The organism is Duganella sacchari (genome assembly GCF_900143065.1).
Classification (GTDB): Bacteria; Pseudomonadota; Gammaproteobacteria; order Burkholderiales; family Burkholderiaceae_D; genus Rugamonas; species Rugamonas sacchari.
Genome location: NZ_FRCX01000003.1, coordinates 349,135 through 369,400, shown reverse-complemented (window position 1 = coordinate 369,400; position 20,266 = coordinate 349,135). Strand labels below are relative to the sequence as shown.

Here is a 20,266-nt window from a genome sequence, read left to right as displayed (position 1 = left end):
TTGCAGCAAAACAGTATTAGCATGACTTATTGTTTTTAAATTTTATAAGCCTGACTTATGGACAACTTGGATTACCGCGCACTGGCCGTGCTGGACGCCGTGGTCAGCCAAGGCAGCTTTGAAAAGGCTGCCCTGGCGCTGGGCATCAGCCAATCCGCCGTCTCCCAGCGCATCAAGGCGCTGGAAGATGCGGCGGGCCGCCTGCTGATCGTGCGCGGCCAGCCCGCCGTGCCGACCGGACTGGGCCAGCGGCTGGTGTCCCATCACCGCAACGTCAAGCTCATGGAAGCGTCGCTCGATATCGACCTCGGCAACAAGATCAGCATGCCGGAGATTTCTCTGGCGGTGGACGCGGCCAGCCTGGCGACCTGGTTTCCCCTGAGTTTGCCGCCGCTGCTGTCGCCGCCGCGCTGCCAGCTGCATGTGCAACAGGCGGCGCCGGAGATGGCGCTGCACCTGGTGCGCGAGGGCAGCGTCTTTGCGTGCGTGGCGGCCGGCACGGCGGAACCGCAGGCCAATGGCCCGCAAGTCACGCCGCTGGGCCGCATGCGCTACGTGTGCGTGGCCACCAAGGTATTTGCCAACCACTGGTTTGGCGATGGCTTCATCGCCGACGCCGTCCAGCTGGCGCCTGCCGTGGTCAGCGACCGCGACATGATGAACGGCTTCCTGCAGCAGGTGCTGGGCATGCGCGGCAGCTATCCACACCACACCTTGCCGCTGTCGGCGGCCAGCAATGAATGCATCTTCGGCAGCCTGGCCTACGGCCTGATGCCGCTGGCGCAGGTATCGTCGGCGCTGGCCGATGAGCGGCTGGTCGACCTGGCGCCCGATTTCTACGTCGATGTGCCGCTCCACTGGCATGCATGGAACCTGGACACGCCATTCACACGCGCCCTGTCCGAGCAAATCATCGCCACGGCGCGCCGCTACCTGCTGCCAGCTTAAATATCCAGCGGATCGACTTCCAGCGACCACTTCACGCGGCTCTTCAAGTCGCGAAGTGTGAGTACCCACTCTTTGAGGAAGGCTTGCAGCGCCGGCCTTGAAGGTGATTCGACCAGCAACTGGGCGCGGTCAACATTGTGCACGCGCGTCATCGTCATCGGAATTGGATCGTTGATTGTGATACCAGGATGCTCAAGACAATCGCGCGCCATCGTCAAGAATTCAATTGCCATCGCCAGCTCGCGCGCCTCCGCCCGCAGCAGCGCCTGGAACAGATACGGCGGCAAGGCCGCCTGCTCGCGTTCCTCCAGCAGCGCTGAGGCAAAGTGGTCGTAATCGTGATGCACGACTGCGCCGTACAGCGGATGCTGCGGGTAGCGCGTCTGGATCAGCACCTCGCTCGGGATGCCTGCCCGTCCGGCGCGGCCGGCCACCTGCATCAGCTGCGCAAACAGACGTTCGCTAGCGCGGTAGTCCTGCGAAAACAGCGCCGTGTCCGGATTCAGGATGCCCACCAGCGTCAGCTTTTTGAAGTCATGCCCCTTGGCCACCATCTGCGTGCCGATCAGGATATCCACCTCGCCGCGGTGGACGGTATCGAACGCTTCCTGCGCGCTGCCCTTCTTGCGGGTGGAATCGGCATCGATGCGCAGCACGCGCGCCTGCGGGAACATGGCCTGCAAGCCCTCTTCCACGCGCTGGGTGCCACGGCCCAGCGGTTGCAGGTCGACGTTGCCGCAGGTCGGGCAGTGGCGCGGAATCCGCATCTCCAGGCTGCAATGGTGGCAGCGCAGCCGGTGTTCCGGGCGATGCAGCACCATGAACGAGGTGCAGCGCGTGCACTCGCTGATCCAGCCGCAGGATTCGCAGCAAATCACTGGCGCATAACCACGGCGGTTCAGGAACAGCAGCGACTGCTCGCCACGCTCCAGCCGCTGGCGCACGGCCGCGATCAGCTGCGCGGTCAGGCCGTCGGCCGGCTTGTCGCGTTCCATATCGATGAGTTTCACGGTCGGCAGCACGGCGTTCTGTACCGCACGCTCGCGCAACTCCAGCTTGCGGTAGCGGCCGGACTGAGCGTGGTGCCAGCTTTCCAGCGACGGCGTGGCCGAACCCAGCACAATCGGGATCTGCAGCTGCCAGGCCCGCCATACCGCCAGGTCGCGCGCCGAATAGCGCAAACCTTCCTGCTGCTTGTACGACGGATCATGCTCCTCGTCGATGACGATGAGCTTCAGGTGCGGCAGCGACGACAGGATCGCCAGCCGTGTGCCCAGCACGATGCGCGCCTTGCCCTGGTGCGCCGCCAGCCAGTGCAGCATGCGCTCGCCTTCGGACAAGCTGCTGTGCAGCGTGGCCAGCATCACGCCCGGGAAGCGCGCGCGGATATTGCCTTCCAGCTGAGGCGTCAGATTAATCTCGGGCACCAGTATCAGGATCTGGCCCTCCGGCTCGCGCGCCAGCACCTGGGCGCAGGCCTGCAGATAGACTTCCGTCTTGCCGCTGCCGGTGACACCGTACAGCAGCGACGGCGTGAAGCCCTGGGCGCCGCCGATCGCATCCGCCGCCGCCTGCTGGGACGCGTTCAGCACCGGCATATTGGCGGGCGCCGGATCGTGCGGCGCGTCCAGCTTGGCCAGCTTTTTCAGCGCCCGGTCCAGCGCCACGGTGGTCAACACGCGCAGATTCTTGGGCAGCCCCGGCAGCGCTACCTCGCCCAGCGGACGCTGGTAGTAATCCGCAGCAAAGCCCGCCAGCGCCAGCCACTTGGCCGACAGCGGCGATAACTGGCTGCGCACGGCCAGCGCATCTTTCAACTTGTCCACCGGCACATCGCTGGTATCGGCCACGCCGACAATCAGCCCCACCACCTCGCGCCGTGCAAATGACACCAGCGCCAGCTGGCCGACGTGCGGGCGCTGATCGTCCTCGCACGGCCAGCGGTAATCAAAAACCGCGTTGAGCGGCGTATCAATGGCGATTTGCAGGTAGCAAGGGCGTGGATTATTCATGCTGCACCTTGCAAAAATCCTGATGCTGTATGTATCCACAGTTTCTGTGGATAACTTTGTGGACAATGGAATCTTAATCCCCGGAAAGCACTGACATCCATGTTGGTATCATCCAAAACCGGGTAAAAATTCAAAATTATTTCTCTTTAAAATCAATTACTTGGAAAACGCTTCCTAGGAGAGCGCAATTCGTCACCGCTTTCCGCCAGCTGTGCATAAGTGAAGTATTTAGGATGCTTTTTCGGGTGAAATCAAGCATTTTTTTTGAACTTAAACACCATATTGCGCAGCACAAAGAGGGCAAATTTTATACTTATTCGTCGACCAAGCTTTGCGTCCTGATAACGAGCTTGGCAAGCCTGCTATTTTTGCCTAAAAATCGTGCAACGCAACATGGATTTAAGGCAAAACAGCAATATTATGGCTAAGTCACGGTTTACTAAGTCATTTTATTTTTTATCCACAGTTTTTGTGGATAACTTTGTGGAAAATGAACAAATAAACCAGGCACGCGTTTACCTTGCGGTTTACCGCTTGCTAAACATTGACCGGTAAGCTAGGTAAATTTACTTTAAAAATCATAGCCTTACAGATGTTTCCCCGGACAGCAAAAATAAGCTGCCTATTATTTCCGCAGCAAAAAAAATTGTGCATAAGTCGCTATGACTAGTCCGTTCGCACCAATGAAAAACCCCCATCGGCACCGGGCACACGCCCAGGCCGATGGGGGTTTTTCCAGACAACTCAGGCGGCGCGCAGCGCCTTGCTGTAGCTGTGCACCGCTTCCACCATGGCCGCCACACTCTCAGGCGGGGTGAATTGCGAAATACCGTGACCCAGGTTGAAGACGTGACCGCTGCCATGGGCGTCCGGCTTGCCGAAGGCGTCCAGCACCTTGTGGACTTCCGCCGTGATCTGTTCCGGGCTGGCAAACAGGATGGCCGGGTCCAGATTGCCTTGCAGGGCGACCTTGTGGCCGACCAGCTTGCGGGCCAGCGACAGATTGGCGGTCCAGTCCAGGCCCAGCGCATCGGCGCCGATCTCGGCAATCTGCTCGATCCAGTGGCCGCCGCCCTTGGTGAAGACGATCGCGGGAATCTTGACGCCGTCTTTTTCGCGCTTGAGCAGCGACACCACCTGCTGCATATACTTGAGCGAAAACTCCTGGTAGGCGCCGTCGGCCAGCGCCCCGCCCCACGAGTCGAAAATCATCACGGCCTGGGCGCCGGCGTCGATCTGGGCGTTCAGGTACTCGGCCACCGATTTGGCGTTGATGTCCAGGATATGGCGCATCAGGTCAGGGCGGTTGTACAGCATCTTCTTGATGGTGTGGAACTCGCGCGAACCCTCGCCCTCCACCATATAGCAGGCCAGCGTCCACGGGCTGCCGGAGAAACCGATCAGCGGCACACGGCCGTTGAGCTCGGTGCGGATCTGGGTCACGGCATTGAACACATAATCCAGCGAACCTGGTGGCGGCATGCGCAACGCGTGCACATCAGCCTCGGTCTTCAGCGGACGCTCGAATTTCGGCCCTTCGCCTTCGACAAAATGCAGGCCCAGGCCCATGGCGTCCGGCACCGTCAGGATGTCCGAGAACAGGATCGCGGCATCCAGCGGGAAGCGGTCCAGTGGCTGGATCGTGACCTCGGTGGCGTAGTCCGGATTGGTGGCCAGGCCCATGAAAGAGCCGGCTTTGGCGCGGGTGGCGCGGTATTCCGGCAGATATCGCCCAGCCTGGCGCATCAGCCACACAGGCGTGTAGTCAGTGGGCTGGCGCAGCAACGCGCGCAGGAAGGTGTCATTCTTCAGCGGAGCAAATTGTGGCATGGAAGGCAATATAGGGCATTCAAAGCAGCTATTATCGCATCCCAAGCCGATTTTCCGCCTTTAAGCACTTAATCCGGGGTCAGTTCTTGCAATCCAACATGAGCTCGTATGCGATTGCAAGAACTGACCCCGGTTTTGGACCCCGGTTTTGCTGGAAGATTTCGCGGGCTTTCTCTATCATGCGTAGCACCGTGCCTTGACCCTTTTTGGAGCCGTTTTATGACCTCTCAAGCATCCGCCATCGCCCCGTACGGCAGCTGGACCTCGACCATCAGCGCCGAGCGCGTGGCGGCCGGCGCGGTGCCGATGTCCGCGCTGATGGTGGGCGGCACGGATGGCAGCGATATTTTCTGGCTGGCCGGCCGCGCAGCGGAGGCGGGCCGCAATACCCTGCTGCGCCATCACGGCGTGACCACGGAGGAGCTGACGGCGGCGCCGTTCAATGTGCGCTCGCGCGTCCATGAATACGGCGGCGGCGCCTACACGGTCGACGGCGAGACGGTGTATTTCACGCATTTCAAGGATAACGGCGTCTACCGCATGCGCGCTGGCGAGACGCCGGTCGCCGTGACGCAGCCGGGCCAGCAGCGTTTTGCCGATTTCGCCGTGGACCGCACGCGCGGCCGGCTGATTGCGGTGCGCGAGCTGCATGGCGACGACGCCCACGCGCAGCCCGGCAATACGGTCTGCGCGATCGATCTCGACAGCGGCGCCGAGACGGTGCTGGTGCAGGGCGCGGATTTCTACTCGTCGCCACGCCTGTCGCCGGACGGCCGTTCGCTGGCCTGGCTGAGCTGGGACCATCCGCGCATGCCGTGGCAGGGCACCACGCTGTGGCTGGCCGATTTCAACCCGGACGGCACGCTGGCTGCGCCGGTGGGCATCGCCGGCGGCGCCGAGGAATCCATCTGCCAGCCGGAATGGTCGCCCGACAACCTGCTGCACTTCGTCTCCGACCGCAGCGGCTGGTGGAATCTGTACCGCCTGTGCCGCGATCGCCAGCGCACCGAAGGCCTGTGCCCGATGCAAGCCGAATTCGCCACACCGCACTGGACCTTCGGCAACAGCATGTATGGCTTCCGCTCGGCCAGCGAAATCATCTGCACCTACATCGACCATGGCGTCAGCCGCCTGGCGCGCCTGCTGCCCGGCAGCGGCAAGCTGGAATGCATCGCCAATCCCTACGAGGAAATCCGCGAGCTGCGCGTCGGTCCCGGCTACATCGCCATGCTGGCCGGCAGTCCGACCATTCCGATGGAACTGGCGCGCATCGACTTCACGGAGGATGGCGTGGAAATCCTCGCGCAGTCGATTGAAGACCTGCCGGACGAAGCCAACCTGTCGATCCCGACCAGCATCAGCTACGCCAGCGCCAATGGCCGCACCTCGCACGCGTTCTACTACCCGCCGCGCAACAAGGACGTGCAGGCGCCAGCAGGCAGCAAACCGCCCGTCATCGTGATCGGCCACGGCGGCCCGACCGGCATGACGGTCAACACGCTGAACCTGAAGACCCAGTACTGGACCAGCCGCGGCTTCGGCGTGCTGGATGTGAATTACGGCGGCAGCACCGGCTTTGGCCGCGCCTACCGCGACCTGCTCAAGGGCCAATGGGGCATCATCGACGTCGAAGACTGCGTGGAGGGCGCCAGGGCGCTGGTGGCGCGCGGCCTCGCCGATGGCGACCGCCTCATCATCCGCGGCAGCAGCGCCGGTGGCCTGACGACCTTGTGTGCGTTGACCTTCCACGATGTGTTCAAGGCCGGCGCCAGCTACTACGGCGTGTCCGACCTCAAAGGACTGGACCAGGATTCGCACAAATTCGAATCGCACTACAATGAGTACCTGATCGCGCCGAAAGCCCAGGCGGACGCCGTCTACCAGCAACGTTCGCCGATCAACCACACCGACAAGCTCTCGCGCCCGATGATTTTCTTCCAGGGACTGGACGACAAGGTGGTGCCGCCGCAGCAGTCCGAAATGATGGTTGACGCGCTCAGGCAGCGCGGCATCCCGGTGGAATACGTGGCGCTCGAAGGCGAAGGCCACGGCTTCCGTAAAGCGGAAAACATCATCCGCACGCTGGAAGCGGAACTCCACTTTTATCAAAACATCTTTGGCTTGAAAGCCTGAATAACGCATGACCGATCCCAAGCTGCTCGCCGAATTCGACGCGCTGCCCTTCAACGAAAAAACCATCCTGGCCCTGCTCGCGCTGATTGGCGAGCCGGCCGGCCGCACGCTGATCCTCGATCATCTGGTCCATGCGCGCATCGAGTACAACGATGATGGCGCCCCCTACACCGTCGCCACCCTGGACGACGCGCTGTCCAAGCTGGAACGCCTGGCCTTTGTCAGCGTGGTGACGGGGCGCGGCTTTGTCTGCAATCCCAAACTGCGCTGGCCGGCGATCCGCTCGGCCATCGGTACCCACGCGATGGAGGACCTGTGCGCCGCCTATGCGGAGCTGGTGCCGATGCGCCAGACCTGGAACAGCATGGAGCCGCGCAGCTACCGCGCCGGCATGGCGCGTCTGCGCATGGGCCTGCTGCGCGGCCAGACGCCACAGCAGATCCAGCCGGTGCTGACCTTCTGCCTGGGCAGCTACGAGGCGGCACAGCTGCACCCGGTGGTCGATATTCTTGGCCGTCCGTTTGAAGCGGGCATGATCGCGCTGGTGCATCCGCTGCTGCAGGACGATGTGCTGGCGGTGCTGATGCAGAACGCCCAGCATGAACCACTGACCGCACCGGTGCTGCGCGAATACTGCGAAATGCATATGCAGCGGCGCCGTGGAGAAATCAATCCGGAACTGCGCATGGCGATGGCGGAAGATGCGCTGCTATGCGGCCGTCTCGATGACGCCAAGCGCTATCTGGAAAAAACCATCGGCGCACAAAGCCAGTACCTCGCCAGCATCGTTGTGCTGCTGCGTGGCGCCACCAGCGCCGCCATTATCGGCTTTGACGCTGCACTGAAAACCCTGCGCCGCGATACGGGCAAACGCAAGCAGCTGTTCACTGGCATGGGCGGACATCTGTACCTGCTGTCGGCACTGCGCAGCGGTGATCCCAAGCATTTGAAATCGGCCGAGGCCTATCTTGAAATCGCCGTCAAGCTGCCGAAGAACCACGACAGCGCGGTGCACCAGCAGATCGACATGCTGCGCCAGATCCGCGCTGGCGTCATGCAGGTGGATACGGTGTCCACACTGGCATGGGAACCGGGCCTGCAAACGCAGATGTTCCAGTTCCTGCTGTACTTCTGGCTCTCCATGCCGCAGCTGCAGGAACGTAAGGAGCAGTTGCAGGAACTGGCAAGGACCGCGGAACGCACCGGCTATCTGTTCATTGCAGGGCAGGCCGCAGCGCTGCTGGGCCACATGGGCGATACCGGCATGCAGACGCACGCGCAGGCGCTGCGCTCGCGCCTCGGCTTCCCCGATCTGACTACCTGGTTCGAGCGCCAGGAAGGCTGGCAGCGCCAGCTCACGGCGCTCATCAACCTGCAGCAGCCCGTATCGGCGGAAGCGCCGGGCAGCACGCGGCTAGTCTGGCTGCTGACCTACGATAACCGCAATGGCCTGACCGATATTTCGCCGGTCGAGCAGAAGCGCGATGCGCGTGGCTTGTGGAGCAAGGGCCGCGCCGTCGGCCTGAAGCGCCTGCGCTTTGAAACCGAGCAGTTCGACTTCCTCACGCCGCAGGACATCCGTGCATCGGAAGCCATCACGGTCGCGCACCGTGGCTATCAGTCCACCGGCCTGACCTACGAAATCGATCCGCAGCGCGCAGCGCCAACGCTGGTCGGCCATCCGCTGCTGTTCTGGGCAGACGTGCCGGACATGCGCGTCGAGATGCTGGCCGGCGAGCCGGAACTGCTGATCAAAAAAAGCCCCGGCAATCTGGAGCTGCGCCTGCAGCCGCCGATTCCGGACGATAGCTCCAACGTCGTCATCACCAAGGAGACGCCGACCCGCCTGCGCGTGGTCAACATCCTCGATGAGCACCGCCGCATCGCCGCGATTGTGGGCGATGCGCTCAACGTGCCTTCGCACGCGGAGCAGCAGGTGCTGTCGGCGATCAGCGCCATCTCGTCGATGGTGACGGTGCAATCGGAAATTGGCGGCGACGCGCCGGATATGCAGCAGATGGCAGCTGACATGCGCCTCCATCTGCACCTGCTGCCATACCAGCACGGCTTGAAGATGCAGATACTGGTGCGCCCGCTGGTCAATGGCGCGTACTACAAGCCCGGCGACGGCGCCGACAGCGTGATCGCCGACATCGGCGGCAAGCCGGTGCAAGCGCGCCGCAAGCTGATCGACGAACGCGATGCCGAGCGCGACCTGATCGCGAAGTGCCCGGTGCTGGAATCGGCAGAACACGACCACGGCGAATGGCTGCTGGGCCAGCCGGCCCTGTGCCTGCAGCTGCTGGTGGAACTGCAGGCACTGGACCCCGCCAGCATCGTCATCGCCTGGCCGGAAGGCGAGAGCTTCCGTGTCACCAGCAAGGTCGAAACCAAGCAGCTGCGCCTCGCCATCAAGAGCAATAAGGACTGGTTTGCCGCCAGCGGCGAGCTGCAAGTCGATGAAGGCAAAGTGATCGACCTGCGCACCCTGCTGGAGATGATGGAGAAGAGCCATGGCCGCTTCGTCGAACTCGGCGAAAACCGCTACATGGCGTTGACGGAAGAGCTGTACCGCCGCCTGCAGGAAGTCTCGGCCTACGGCGAAATCACGGCGGACGGCGTGCGCGTGCATCCGCTGGCCTCGTTCGCACTGGAAGAACTGGCCGACGACGTCGGCGGCCTCAAATCCGACAAGCTGTGGAAGGAACACCTGTCGCGCATGCAGGAGCAGGAGACCTTCACGCCGCAGCTGCCAAGCACACTGCAGGCGGAACTGCGCGATTATCAGCTGGATGGCTACAACTGGCTGTCGCGCCTGGCGCATTGGGGCGTAGGCGCTTGCCTGGCCGACGACATGGGCCTCGGTAAAACACTGCAGGCGCTGGCGCTGATGCTGGCACGCGCGCCGCAGGGACCAACGCTGGTGATCGCCCCGACCTCGGTCTGCATGAACTGGCTGAGCGAAGCGGCACGCTTTGCGCCGACGCTGAATATGCAGCTGTTCGGCGCCGGCGACCGTGCGGAGATGCTGGGCAACCTGCATGCTTACGATGTGGTGGTGACCAGCTATGGCTTGCTGCAACTGGAATCCAGCCTGTTCGCCAAGGTCCAGTGGAATACCATCGTGCTCGACGAAGCGCAGGCCATCAAGAATGCTGCGACCAAACGCTCCGCCGCCGTGATGGCGCTGAAGGGTGACTTCCGCATTGCCGTCACCGGCACGCCGCTGGAAAATCACCTGGGCGAGCTGTGGAACCTGTTCCGCTTCATCAATCCGGGCCTGCTGGGCAGCATCGAGCAATTCAATCTGCGCTTTGCGGCGCCAATTGAAAAACCGCAGGACCATCGCGCCGAACTGGGCGCCCGCAAACGCCTGCGCCGCCTGATCCAGCCGTTCATCCTGCGCCGTACCAAGACCCAGGTGTTGACCGAGCTGCCATCACGCACCGAGATCACGCTGGAAGTCGATTTGTCGGCCGATGAAACGGCGCTGTACGAATCGCTGCGCCGCGCCGCGCTGGAAAAGCTGGAAGCGGTTGAAGGACCGGCCGAGAAGAAATCCATGCAGATCCTGGCGGAGATCATGAAGCTGCGCCGTGCCTGCTGCAATCCGAACCTGGTGGCGCCGGATCTGAAGCTGGCCAGCAGCAAGCTGGCGGCCTTCGCGCATCTGCTGGAGAACCTGCTGGACAACAAGCACAAGGTGCTGGTGTTCAGCCAGTTCGTCGACCACCTGTCGCTGATACGCGAGCATCTGGATGCACAGGGCGTCAGCTATCAGTACCTGGATGGCTCGACCTCGATGGCGGACCGCAAGAAGCGGGTGGACGCCTTCCAGGCAGGCCAGGGTGACGTCTTCCTGATCTCGCTGAAAGCGGGCGGCGTCGGCATCAACCTGACGGCGGCCGACTACGTGATCCACATGGACCCGTGGTGGAATCCGGCCGTGGAAGACCAGGCCTCGGACCGTGCCCACCGCATGGGCCAGTTGCGGCCGGTGACCATCTATCGCCTGGTGGCGCGCCATACCATCGAGGAGGGTATCGTTGATCTGCACCAGCACAAACGCGACCTGGCAGACAGCCTGCTGGAGGGCAGCGATGTCAGCGGCCGCATGTCCGCCGGTGAGATGTTAGCGATGCTGCAAGAGGGTCTGAAAAAATAATTCGGCTTGTATCGAACGCTCTCAAGCGAGCAGATTAGTGATAATCTCCTCCGCTTCTGATACAAGGCTGCATATGATGATTAAGACAAAACTTGCACTGGCTGCGTTGATGGCGGCTCTGGCCGCCGCGCCAGCCGGTGCCGCAACGCACCACCACAAAGCCGCTGCCAGCAAGAAGAGCGGCACGACCAGTAAATCCAAATCCACCAAGAGCAGCAGCAAGGGCAAGGCATCAGCCAAGTCCAGCGGCAAGACCAAAGCGGTTGCCGCAGCGGCGGCCGTTCCCGCACTGAAGGTTGCTGCGGAACGCTGGCAAGACCGCCAGTTCGACAACCTCAGCAACCAATTCCTCAACGCGCTGTGGCGCATCGATTCGGAAAGTGCAATCTACGCCGGCAAGTACGACACCGCCGCCACCCTGACCGTGCTCGACAAGGCGGAACAAGTCAAGGAGCTGGCCTTCATTGATGAATGGAAAACCAAGTTCGCGGCCGTCAACGCCGGCAAGCTGTCGGCCAAACAGCGTACCGACCTCGGCCTGTTGATCAACAAGCTGGACAGCGACCGCTTCCGCCTGACCACCTTGCGTGAATGGGAATGGAACCCGGCCAGCTACAACGTGGCCGGTCCTATCGATCTGATTCTGAATACCGAGTATGCCGCGCAGCCACAGCGTCTGCGCACGCTGCTCAAGCGCATCGCCAGCATTCCAGCCTACTACGACGCGGCGCGCGTCAACATCGTCAACCCGACGCGCGAACATACCCGCCTGGCCATTGCGCAGGCGCCCGGCGTGCAAACCCTGCTGGCGGAAGTGGACAAGGTGGCGCAAGCGTCGATCCTGACGCCGGTGGAAAAGCAGCTCTACACCCAGCGCGTGAATGCGGCGCTGACCGCAGTTGATAGCTATGTCGCGTTCCTGACCGAAATGGACAAGCAGATGGACACCAAAGGCCGTCGCACCTTCCGTCTGGGCAAAGAGCTGTATGAGCAGAAGTTTGCATTCGATGTGCAGTCGGCCAGCACGGCCGAGCAGACCTATCAGAAAGCACTGACGGCACGTGAAGAACTGCTGACCAATATGGACAAGCTGTCCGACGAGCTGTGGGACAAGACCATGGGCAGCACCGCCAAGCCGACTGACCGCTTTGCCAAGATCGGCATGGTGATCGACAAGCTGTCGGCGCGCCACGTGGCGCGTGAGGATTTCGTCAACGAGATCAAGCGCCAGATTCCAACGCTGCAGGACTGGGTCATCAGCCACAACCTGCTGACGCTGGATCCGAAGAAGCCGCTGGAGGTGCGCGCGACGCCGGCGTATGCAGCGGGTGTGGCGGGCGCCAGCATTGACGCGCCGGGTCCCTATCGTCCACAGGACCGCACCTACTACAACGTGACGCCGCTGGATGGCGCGACGCCGGAAGCGGCCGAGAGCAGCCTGCGCGAATACAATTACTGGATCTTGCAGATCCTGAATATCCACGAAGCGATTCCTGGCCACTACGCGCAGCTGGTGTATGCCAACCGTTCGCCATCGATTGTGAAGTCCATCTTCGGCAATGGCGCGATGGTGGAAGGCTGGGCGGTGTATGGCGAACGCATGATGCTGGAATCCGGCTACGGCGACAACGCGCCCGAGATGTGGCTGATGTATTCGAAGTGGAATCTGCGCAGCGTCACCAACACCATCCTCGATTACAGCGTGCACGTGCTGGGCATGACGGAAGAGCAGGCGATTGACCTGCTGACGCGCCAGGCATTCCAGACGCGCAGTGAAGCGCTGGAGAAATGGCATCGGGTGCAGGTATCGTCGGTGCAGCTGACCAGCTACTTCAGCGGCTATAGCGAGATCATGGAACTGCGCGAGCAACGCAAGCAGCAGTTGGGCGCGAAGTTCAACCTGAAGGAATTCCACGAGCAATTCCTCAGCTACGGCAGCGCGCCGGTACGCGTGATCAAGGGCTTGATGACGCAGTAGATCTGCGTGCGCTCAAGCTGATGGGCATGTGATTCGATACGATGGGGAACGGCTGCCTGGCAGCCGTTTCTGCTACGATCAAATCGGGAGGTACCATGACCATGCCCATCTTCGACACACTTGGCTACGTTGAGAAATTAACCGAAGCGGGCGTTCCGCGCCAGCAAGCCGTCGCGCAAGCCCAGGCCTTGATTGAAATTTTATCCGAAGGCACAGTCACGCCAGGTGTCGTCACCATACTCAAGGCTGATTTGCTGGCACGCATGGATGCGTTACGGACGGAAGTGATCGAACGCATCGATGCGTTGAGGATTGAGTTCGGCGATCGCTTCGACGCTTTGAGGACTGACCTGGATGCGCTGAAAACCGATTTGGCAATTTTCAAAGCGCGCACTAACGCGAAATTCACGATGTTGTTTGCGCTGCACGCCGTCCAGATCAGTATTCTGGTCTACATTGTCAGCCGGCTACCCTAGCCGGCCTGACAATATCGGTCAGGCTTTTTCTTCAGGTGCCGTGGAGATGCGGACGAACATCGGAGCCACCAGCAGGCCCAGTTCAAACAGCAGGCACATCGGAATCGCCAGTGAAAACATGCTGACGGCATCTGGCGGGGTCACAATCGCGGCGATCACAAAAGCGCCAACAATCGCGTAAGGACGGATCTCTTTCAGCTTGGCCACACTGACCAGGCCCATGCGCACCAGAATCACCACCACCACCGGCACTTCAAACGTCGCGCCAAAGGCCAGGCACATCGACATCACGAAATCCAGGTAATTCTCGATATCCGGCATGACCGCAATCGAGGTCGGCGAGAATTCGGCAATGAACTGGAATACCCGGCCGAATACCAGGAAATAGCAGAACGCCACGCCAGCCATGAACAGCAAGGACGAGGAAATCACCAGCGGTGCGATCAGGCGTTTTTCATGGGCATACAAGCCCGGCGCCACAAACGCCCACAGCTGGTACAGCACCCACGGCAGCGACAGGATAATCGCAATCACCAGCGTCACCTTCATCGGCACCAGGAACGGCGAAATCACACCGGTAGCGATCATCTTGGAACCGGTCGGCAGCGAACGTATCATCGGCTCAGCGATGAAGTCGTAAATGTGCGAAGGCCCCGGCCAGATCATCAGGACAATACAGACCAGCGCAATGCCGATCGACGCCTTGACCAGCCGGTCGCGCAGTTCGATCAGGTGAGAGATAAAGGTCTCTTCGCCCGGGTTAGAAGTAGTCATTTAATAGAATGAGCTGTTGGTAGAGCCGCGAGGACGGAAGCGGGCCACACGCGCCGCGCCCGAGGTCACATGCAGCTTGCCGCCATGACGCTGTTTGTACCAGTTAGGAATGGCCGAGTTGCGCACCAGCTTCTTGCGGCGGAACTCACGCGCCTTGCGCGCCACGTCATCCGTCGTCACGTAGCTGAATGGCGAATGGTCATAAGCCGACGATGACGCATCGATCGCAGGCGTATCGCTGAAAGCCCCCTCCACCTCCGCCATATTCCTGGAAATCGAGTTTTCCACATCAGCCTTGATGGTCTGCGCCGCGTCCTGCACTTCCTTTTGCAGGTTACGCAATTCTTCCATCTCGATTTCGCGCGAGACTTCGGATTTAACCTCGTTCAGGTAGCGCTGGGCGCGGCCATACAGCGTCCCGGCCATGCGCGCCACCTTGGGCAGCTTTTCAGGACCGATGACGACGAGTGCAACCACGCCGATGACAGCAAGTTTGGTAAGACCGAGATCGATCATAAGACAGTATCAGCTGCTTATTTCTTCTCTTTGGTATCGACGTCGATGGTGCCTGGCGCTGGCGCAGCAGGTTTGTCTTCGTCCGCACCCTTTACGCCATCCTTGAAGCCTTTCACAGCCTTGCCGATGTCGGAACCCATATTGCCCAGTTTCTTGGTGCCGAAGACCAGCATCACGATAACCAGAACGATCAACCAGTGCCAAATACTAAAAGAACCCATCATATTCCCCTTGCAGAGCGCATGCGCTCCAGATTTATTCGTTGATTCCCAGAACTGCCGCAACAGTATAAGCGATGCGCAGTTTAACTGGTAAATATGACCACTTAACGTCAGATCAACGCTGGCCGCGCCATGGATGTGCGCCGCCGATCACGTGCAGGTGCAAATGGTACACCTCCTGGCCACCGTCCGGCCCACTGTTGATTAGCGTCTTGTAACCCTGGGCCGGCGTGCCGTCGGCATCATAGCGGACCGCGCAACCGGCTTCCTCTGCCAGACGGGGGGCCAAGGCCAGCATTTTGCCCAGCAATTCAGGCTCGCTGCCGGCATCCTGCAGGGTGGCGAAGTGTTTCTTTGGAATCACCAGCAGGTGCACCGGGGCCGCCGGGTTGATGTCCTTGAAGGCCAGCAGATCATCGTCTTCATAGACGGCGGTCGAAGGAATTTTCTTTTCAGCGATTTTGCAGAAGATGCAATTTTCCACGAAGGACTCCGGTTTATTCTTTACGGGATGCTTTTTCCTCAATGCCCGACACGCCCTCACGGCGCGCCAGCTCATCGAGCACTTGCTGCGGCTTCAGATCGAACTGCGCCAGCAGCACCAGCGTATGGAACCACAAGTCAGCCACTTCGTACAGCACCTTGCCGCTGTCGCCGCCGGCGCGCGCGTCCTTGGCGGCCATCACGGTCTCGGTGGCTTCCTCACCGATCTTTTTGAGGATGGCGTCGTCACCCTTGGCGAACAGCTTGGACGTGTAGGAAGCAGCAGGGTCGCCGCCGTTGGCCGGTTTGCGCGATTCAATCACGTCGGCCAGGCGGTCCAGGATGGTGCTCATGCTTTGCCTGCCTTTTCGTAGATATCGGAGGGGTCTTTCAGCACCGGCTCGGTGTTCTGCCAGTCGCCTTCCTGCGCATCGCCCTCAAACTTCTGGAAGAAGCAGGAGTGGCGGCCGGTATGGCAGGCGATGCCGCCGGCCTGCTCGATCTTGAGCAGCACCACGTCTTCATCGCAGTCGAGGCGGATTTCCAGCACCTTCTGCACGTGGCCGGACTCTTCGCCCTTGTGCCACAGCTTCTTGCGCGAACGGCTCCAGTAGACGGCTTCGCCGAGCTCCACCGTCTTGGCCAGCGCCTCGCGGTTCATCCAGGCAAACATCAGCACATCGTTGCTGCCCGCTTCCTGGGCGATCACCGGCACCAGGCCGTGCTCATCCCATTTGATTTTTTTCAGCCATGCCGCTTTCGGCTGGATAGGGGTATTCATGTTGCGACTCTCTTAAACCAGGCGCATCGGAATGCCCTGTTGTGCCATGAAGCGCTTGGCTTCCTGCACCGTGTGCTGGCCATAGTGGAAGATGCTGGCTGCCAGTACCGCATCGGCCTTGCCGAGCTTGACGCCATCGGCCAGATCCTGCAGGCCGCCCACGCCACCGGAAGCGATCACGGGAATGCTGATCGCATCGGACACGCCGCGCGTCAGGCCCAGGTCGAAGCCGGATTTGGTGCCGTCCTTGTCCATGCTGGTCAGCAGGATTTCGCCTGCGCCCAGCTGCTCCATTTTCTTGGCCCACTCGATGGCGTCGATGCCGGTGGCTTTGCGGCCGCCGTGCGTGAACACTTCCCACTTGCCCGGCGCAACCTGCTTGGCGTCGATCGCCACCACGATGCACTGCGAACCGTGCTTTTGCGAGGCGTCGTACACCAGCTGCGGATTCGATACGGCCGACGAGTTCATGCTGACCTTGTCGGCGCCAGCGTTGAGCAGGCGGCGTACATCGGCCACCTCGCGCACGCCGCCGCCCACGGTCAGCGGAATGAACACCTGCGACGCCACAGCTTCAATGATGTCCAGGATCAGGCCACGGTTGTCGCTGGTGGCGGTGATGTCGAGGAAGGTCAGCTCATCGGCGCCCTGCTCGTCGTAGCGGCGGGCGATTTCCACCGGGTCGCCGGCATCGCGCAGCTCGGTGAAATTGACGCCTTTGACGACGCGGCCATCGGTCACGTCGAGGCAGGGGATGATGCGTTTAGCGAGCATTATTCTTCCGTATCTTCTTCGAGCAGATCACCGCTCAGTTCGTCAGCACGCAGCTGGGCCGACGCCAGGTCGATGGTGCCTTCGTAGATCGAACGGCCGCAGATCACGCCCTCGATACCTTCATCCTGCACGGCGCACAGGGCTTCCACGTCGGCCAGGTTGTGCAGGCCGCCGGAAGCAATCACCGGAATCTTGACCGCTTGCGCCAGCTTGACGGTGGCGTCGATATTCACGCCGCCCATCATGCCGTCGCGGCCGATGTCGGTGTAGATGATCGATTCCACGCCATAGGCTTCAAACTTCTTGGCCAGGTCGATCACTTCGTGGCCCGACATTTTGCTCCAGCCATCGGTCGCCACCTTGCCGTCCTTGGCATCCAGGCCAACGATGATGTGGCCAGGGAAGGCGCCGCACGCATCGTGCAGGAAGCCAGGCTCTTTCACCGCAGCGGTACCGATGATGACGTAGGTGATGCCGGCGTCCAGATAGCGCTCAATGGTGTCGAGGTCGCGGATACCGCCACCCAGTTGCACCGGGATTTCTTCCAGGTCGTTTTCTTCAGCGTAGTCCTGCACCACTTTCAAAATGGCTTTGACCGCGCCTTCGTTCTTCGGCTTGCCGGCGAACGCGCCGTTCAGGTCGACCAGGTGCAGGCGGCGCGCGCCTTGCTTCAGCCAATGCAGGGCCATCTCGGCCGGATCTTCGGAGAATACGGTGGCGAGTTCCATATCGCCCTGTTTGAGGCGAACGCAGTGACCGTCTTTGAGGTCGATAGCAGGAATGAGCAGCATGATGGTTTCAGTTAGAAATTAAAAAAAAGAAATCAGGGGTTCCAGTGAACGAAGTTCTTGTACAGCTGCAGTCCGGTCGCGGCGCTTTTCTCCGGGTGGAACTGCGTCGCAAAAATATTATCACGGGCAACGGCACAAGCGAACGGCGCACCGTAGACCGTCTGCCCAACCGTGTGTTCGGACAGCGCCGGCTGCGCGTAATAACTATGCACGAAGTAGAAAAACGCGTTATCCGGAATATCCTGCCACATCGGATGAGACGCCGTTTGCCGGACTTGGTTCCAGCCCATTTGCGGCACTTTGAAGCGCGAACCGTCTTCCTGGGTCTGGCCGTCGAGCTGGAAGCGCACGACTTTACCCGGCAGCAGGCCCAGCCCTGCGGCATTGCCTTCTTCACTGACCTCAAACAGCATCTGCTCGCCGATGCAGACTCCCATCAGCGGCTTGTTGCGCGATGCTTCCAGCAAGGCTTCCTGAACACCGGATTCGCGCAGGCTGCGCATGCAGTCCGGCATGGCGCCCTGGCCAGGCAGCACGATGCGGTCGGCGCTGTCGATGTCGGCCACTTCGCCGGAGATCAGCACCTGGGCTTCCGGCGCCACGGCGCGCAAGGCCTGCGCGACCGAACGCAGATTACCCATGCCGTAATCAACTACTACGATTTTTTTCATGATGTTTAGAGCGTGCCCTTGGTCGATGGAATCGTGCCAGCGGCGCGCGGGTCCTGCTCGGACGCCATGCGCAGCGCGCGGCCAAAGGCCTTGAACACGGTTTCGCATTGATGGTGGGCGTTGGTGCCGCGCAGATTATCGATATGCAGCGTGACCAGCGCATGATTGACGAAGCCGCGGAAGAATTCCAGCGTCAGGTCAACGTCAAAGGTGCCGATCATCGCCCGCGTGAACGGGATGTGATATTCAATGCCTGGGCGGCCGGAGAAGTCCAGCACCACGCGCGACAGCGCTTCGTCCAGCGGCACATAGGAATGGCCGTAGCGCACGATGCCTTTGCGGTCGCCGATAGCCTTGGCCACGGCCATGCCCAGCGTGATGCCGACATCTTCCACCGTGTGGTGGTTATCGATATGAATGTCGCCGGTGGCTTCGACCTCGAGGTCAAACAGGCCGTGGCGGGCAATCTGGTCCAGCATGTGATCGAGGAAAGGCACGCCGGTGTTCAGCTTCTGCTTGCCGGTGCCGTCCAGGTTGATGGAAACGCGGACTTGCGTCTCGTTGGTATTGCGGGTGATTTCTGCGGTGCGGTTCATGAAAAGCTCGCGATGGTCTCAGGCTGCCAGCGATGCGGCAAACGCATCGAGGAAGGCGGAATTTTCTTCCGGGGTGCTAACGGTGATACGTAAACAATTGGCCAGCACACTATGCATTTTACTCACATTTTTAATTAAAACCTTGTGAGACAGCAGTTTGGCGTGGACATCGTCGGAATTGGGTACACGAATCAAGATAAAATTCGCCGCCGACGGAAACACCTCAACGCCCGGCATACGGGCCAATGCAGCCGTCAGATCGGCGCGTGCGGCGCGCAACGCGGCGGCCTGCTGGTTCAACACCTCCACGTGGTCCAGCGCGAATTCGGCCGCTACCTGCGTCAGCACGTTGATGTTGTAAGGAGGCCGCACTTTGTCCAGTTCCGCCAGCAATTGCGGCGCCGCCGACATGTAGCCGAGGCGGATGCCGGCCAGGCCCAGCTTCGATACGGTGCGCATCACGACCAGATTGTGAAATTCCGGCAAGCGCTGCATAAAGGTCTGCTGGGCGAACGGCTCGTAGGCTTCATCCACGATGGCCAGGCCAAAGCCGTCCAGCGCCTTGATGATGGCGACGATGTCCGCTTCCGCAAACAGATTGCCGGTCGGGTTGTTCGGGTAGGACAGGAACACCAGCGCCGGTTTGTGTTCGGCGATGGCCACCAGCATCGCGGGCAGGTCCAGCGTCATATCGGCCTTGAGCGGCACGCCGACGTAATCCATGCCGGCGAACTGCGCCGAGCGCTGGTACATGACGAACGACGGCGTCGGCGCCACCACCACGGCGCGGCGGTCCTGCATGGCGCAGGCCATGCACAAAATCGAGATCAGTTCATCCGAGCCGTTGCCGAGGATGACGTCATAACCAGCCGGGACACCCAGCTTGTCATTGATGCGCTGCTTGATGCTGGCGTAGGAAGCCACCGGATAGCGGTTCAAGGCCACATCGGCCAGGCGCTGGGCCAGCACCTGCCGCAGATGATGCGGCAGGTGGTAAGGGTTCTCCATCGCATCCAGTTTAATGAAACCACTCGCATCAGCGACGTGGTAGCTGGCGACAGCTCTTACGTCGGGGCGGATGGTGCTGTTGACCAGCATATCGATGGGGGACATCTTA

At 61.0% G+C, this 20,266-nt stretch carries 18 protein-coding genes; 5 read left to right on the top strand and 13 right to left on the bottom strand.

What is annotated here, in order from left to right; all coding sequences use genetic code 11:
* The first annotated feature begins 57 nt into the window (after positions 1-57).
* Positions 58-948 carry an ArgP/LysG family DNA-binding transcriptional regulator gene (locus tag BUA36_RS08140; protein WP_072783300.1) on the top strand — a complete coding sequence of 297 codons (891 nt, stop codon included), beginning with the start codon at positions 58-60 and terminating at the stop codon, positions 946-948.
* On the opposite strand, the gene BUA36_RS08135 is transcribed toward BUA36_RS08140, so the two are convergent.
* Together BUA36_RS08135 and hemE are read right to left on the bottom strand one after the other, a co-directional pair.
* On the bottom strand, positions 945-2,960 hold the full coding sequence (locus BUA36_RS08135; protein WP_072783298.1) for a primosomal protein N': 2,016 nt from the start codon (positions 2,958-2,960) through the stop codon (positions 945-947). The genes BUA36_RS08140 and BUA36_RS08135 overlap by 4 nt on opposite strands.
* Before the next feature lie 744 nt (positions 2,961-3,704).
* The gene (gene hemE / locus BUA36_RS08130; RefSeq protein WP_072783295.1) at positions 3,705-4,790 is read right to left on the bottom strand and encodes a uroporphyrinogen decarboxylase; all 1,086 of its coding nucleotides are present in this window, start codon (positions 4,788-4,790) and stop codon (positions 3,705-3,707) included.
* Between the two features lie 219 nt (positions 4,791-5,009).
* On the opposite strand from hemE, the gene BUA36_RS08125 reads away from it, so the two are divergent.
* The 4 genes from BUA36_RS08125 to BUA36_RS08110 all read left to right on the top strand — a co-directional run bounded on the left by BUA36_RS08125 (position 5,010) and on the right by BUA36_RS08110 (position 13,542).
* Complete coding sequence (locus BUA36_RS08125; protein ID WP_072783293.1) at positions 5,010-6,923, top strand: dipeptidyl-peptidase 5; 1,914 nt, start codon at positions 5,010-5,012, stop codon at positions 6,921-6,923.
* A 7-nt stretch (positions 6,924-6,930) separates the two neighbouring features.
* Positions 6,931-11,088 (top strand): DEAD/DEAH box helicase, encoded by a 4,158-nt coding sequence (locus BUA36_RS08120; RefSeq protein WP_072783290.1) that lies wholly within the window; start codon positions 6,931-6,933, stop codon positions 11,086-11,088.
* Between the two features lie 76 nt (positions 11,089-11,164).
* Positions 11,165-13,066, top strand: coding sequence for a DUF885 domain-containing protein (locus BUA36_RS08115; RefSeq protein WP_072783666.1), 1,902 nt, complete (start codon positions 11,165-11,167; stop codon positions 13,064-13,066).
* Between the two features lie 95 nt (positions 13,067-13,161).
* Positions 13,162-13,542 carry a hypothetical protein gene (locus BUA36_RS08110; protein WP_072783287.1) on the top strand — a complete coding sequence of 127 codons (381 nt, stop codon included), beginning with the start codon at positions 13,162-13,164 and terminating at the stop codon, positions 13,540-13,542.
* Positions 13,543-13,560: 18 nt separating this feature from the next.
* Here BUA36_RS08110 and tatC read toward each other — a convergent pair whose 3' ends face one another.
* From tatC to hisC, 11 genes are all read right to left on the bottom strand, one after another.
* Positions 13,561-14,316, bottom strand: a complete 756-nt coding sequence (tatC, locus tag BUA36_RS08105; RefSeq protein WP_072783285.1) for a twin-arginine translocase subunit TatC — start codon at positions 14,314-14,316, stop codon at positions 13,561-13,563.
* Positions 14,317-14,832 (bottom strand): Sec-independent protein translocase protein TatB, encoded by a 516-nt coding sequence (gene tatB, locus BUA36_RS08100; RefSeq protein ID WP_072783283.1) that lies wholly within the window; start codon positions 14,830-14,832, stop codon positions 14,317-14,319.
* A 17-nt stretch (positions 14,833-14,849) separates the two neighbouring features.
* Positions 14,850-15,053, bottom strand: a complete 204-nt coding sequence (gene tatA, locus BUA36_RS08095; protein WP_072783665.1) for a Sec-independent protein translocase subunit TatA — start codon at positions 15,051-15,053, stop codon at positions 14,850-14,852.
* Between the two features lie 115 nt (positions 15,054-15,168).
* Complete coding sequence (locus tag BUA36_RS08090; protein ID WP_072783281.1) at positions 15,169-15,537, bottom strand: histidine triad nucleotide-binding protein; 369 nt, start codon at positions 15,535-15,537, stop codon at positions 15,169-15,171.
* A 13-nt stretch (positions 15,538-15,550) separates the two neighbouring features.
* Positions 15,551-15,889: a phosphoribosyl-ATP diphosphatase gene (locus BUA36_RS08085; protein WP_072783279.1), complete on the bottom strand. Its 339-nt coding sequence runs from the start codon at positions 15,887-15,889 to the stop codon at positions 15,551-15,553.
* Positions 15,886-16,317: a phosphoribosyl-AMP cyclohydrolase gene (gene hisI, locus BUA36_RS08080; protein WP_072783277.1), complete on the bottom strand. Its 432-nt coding sequence runs from the start codon at positions 16,315-16,317 to the stop codon at positions 15,886-15,888. The genes BUA36_RS08085 and hisI overlap by 4 nt, the downstream gene beginning before the upstream one ends.
* Positions 16,318-16,329: 12 nt before the next feature.
* Complete coding sequence (gene hisF / locus BUA36_RS08075; protein WP_072783275.1) at positions 16,330-17,091, bottom strand: imidazole glycerol phosphate synthase subunit HisF; 762 nt, start codon at positions 17,089-17,091, stop codon at positions 16,330-16,332.
* The gene (gene hisA / locus BUA36_RS08070) at positions 17,091-17,882 is read right to left on the bottom strand and encodes a 1-(5-phosphoribosyl)-5-[(5-phosphoribosylamino)methylideneamino]imidazole-4-carboxamide isomerase (protein ID WP_072783273.1); all 792 of its coding nucleotides are present in this window, start codon (positions 17,880-17,882) and stop codon (positions 17,091-17,093) included. Before hisA ends, hisF begins: the two co-directional genes overlap by 1 nt.
* A gap of 32 nt (positions 17,883-17,914) precedes the next feature.
* Entirely contained in the window at positions 17,915-18,553 is a 639-nt protein-coding gene (gene hisH, locus BUA36_RS08065) for an imidazole glycerol phosphate synthase subunit HisH (protein WP_072783271.1), read from the bottom strand.
* A 5-nt stretch (positions 18,554-18,558) separates the two neighbouring features.
* Entirely contained in the window at positions 18,559-19,149 is a 591-nt protein-coding gene (gene hisB, locus BUA36_RS08060) for an imidazoleglycerol-phosphate dehydratase HisB (RefSeq protein WP_072783269.1), read from the bottom strand.
* An 18-nt stretch (positions 19,150-19,167) separates the two neighbouring features.
* Positions 19,168-20,262 (bottom strand): histidinol-phosphate transaminase, encoded by a 1,095-nt coding sequence (hisC, locus tag BUA36_RS08055; RefSeq protein WP_072783267.1) that lies wholly within the window; start codon positions 20,260-20,262, stop codon positions 19,168-19,170.
* Positions 20,263-20,266 lie beyond the last annotated feature (4 nt).

Excerpts from the sequence above, each read along its gene's own strand:
- BUA36_RS08140 (WP_072783300.1), top strand. The coding sequence starts at position 58 with ATGGACAACTTGGATTACCGCGCACTGGCCGTGCTGGACGCCGTGGTC.
- BUA36_RS08135 (WP_072783298.1), bottom strand. The coding sequence starts at position 2,960 with ATGAATAATCCACGCCCTTGCTACCTGCAAATCGCCATTGATACGCCG.
- hemE (WP_072783295.1), bottom strand. The coding sequence starts at position 4,790 with ATGCCACAATTTGCTCCGCTGAAGAATGACACCTTCCTGCGCGCGTTG.
- BUA36_RS08125 (WP_072783293.1), top strand. The coding sequence starts at position 5,010 with ATGACCTCTCAAGCATCCGCCATCGCCCCGTACGGCAGCTGGACCTCG.
- BUA36_RS08120 (WP_072783290.1), top strand. The coding sequence starts at position 6,931 with ATGACCGATCCCAAGCTGCTCGCCGAATTCGACGCGCTGCCCTTCAAC.
- BUA36_RS08115 (WP_072783666.1), top strand. The coding sequence starts at position 11,165 with ATGATTAAGACAAAACTTGCACTGGCTGCGTTGATGGCGGCTCTGGCC.
- BUA36_RS08110 (WP_072783287.1), top strand. The coding sequence starts at position 13,162 with ATGACCATGCCCATCTTCGACACACTTGGCTACGTTGAGAAATTAACC.
- tatC (WP_072783285.1), bottom strand. The coding sequence starts at position 14,316 with ATGACTACTTCTAACCCGGGCGAAGAGACCTTTATCTCTCACCTGATC.
- tatB (WP_072783283.1), bottom strand. The coding sequence starts at position 14,832 with ATGATCGATCTCGGTCTTACCAAACTTGCTGTCATCGGCGTGGTTGCA.
- tatA (WP_072783665.1), bottom strand. The coding sequence starts at position 15,053 with ATGGGTTCTTTTAGTATTTGGCACTGGTTGATCGTTCTGGTTATCGTG.
- BUA36_RS08085 (WP_072783279.1), bottom strand. The coding sequence starts at position 15,889 with ATGAGCACCATCCTGGACCGCCTGGCCGACGTGATTGAATCGCGCAAA.
- hisI (WP_072783277.1), bottom strand. The coding sequence starts at position 16,317 with ATGAATACCCCTATCCAGCCGAAAGCGGCATGGCTGAAAAAAATCAAA.
- hisF (WP_072783275.1), bottom strand. The coding sequence starts at position 17,091 with ATGCTCGCTAAACGCATCATCCCCTGCCTCGACGTGACCGATGGCCGC.
- hisA (WP_072783273.1), bottom strand. The coding sequence starts at position 17,882 with ATGCTGCTCATTCCTGCTATCGACCTCAAAGACGGTCACTGCGTTCGC.
- hisH (WP_072783271.1), bottom strand. The coding sequence starts at position 18,553 with ATGAAAAAAATCGTAGTAGTTGATTACGGCATGGGTAATCTGCGTTCG.
- hisB (WP_072783269.1), bottom strand. The coding sequence starts at position 19,149 with ATGAACCGCACCGCAGAAATCACCCGCAATACCAACGAGACGCAAGTC.
- hisC (WP_072783267.1), bottom strand. The coding sequence starts at position 20,262 with ATGTCCCCCATCGATATGCTGGTCAACAGCACCATCCGCCCCGACGTA.